Genomic DNA, 430 nt, shown 5'->3' with positions numbered 1-430 from the left:
GGGTGGCGGCACGATCGACAACAGCGGCACCGTGCAGGGCGGCACGGGGGGCGCCAGCGGCTATGGCGATCCACGCTACCGCGCCGGATCTGGCGGGATCGGCATTGCCGGGGCAGGCCTCACCGTGACCAACAGCGGCACCATCGCCGGTGGATTCTCGATCGACGGCAACGGTCCCCAGGCTCATGCGATCCAGTTCACCGGTGGCGTCAATACGCTGGAACTGCACGCCGGCTCGGTGGTCAGCGGCACTGTGGAGGCCTTCAGCGCGGCCGACACATTCGGCCTCGGCGGTTCGGTCGGCGGTTCCTTCGATCTTTCACAATTGGGCGCGGCGGGCTCTTCCGCCCAGTATCAGGGCTTCGGCATCCTGGAAAAGTCCGGCACCGGCACCTGGACTATTTCCGGCACACCGGGCACGGTCATGGCC

1 pseudogene is annotated in these 430 nt (G+C 67.7%); it reads left to right on the top strand.

The window, feature by feature from the left end:
* Positions 1-430, top strand: a pseudogene (locus EN984_RS38025) (autotransporter domain-containing protein); the annotation flags it as partial.

It is taken from the genome of Mesorhizobium sp. M7A.F.Ca.CA.004.12.1.1, from assembly GCF_003997835.1.
Lineage (GTDB): Bacteria > Pseudomonadota > Alphaproteobacteria > Rhizobiales > Rhizobiaceae > Mesorhizobium.
The sequence above is the reverse complement of the archived record's forward strand: the minus strand, read 5'-3'. Positions and strand labels throughout refer to the sequence as shown.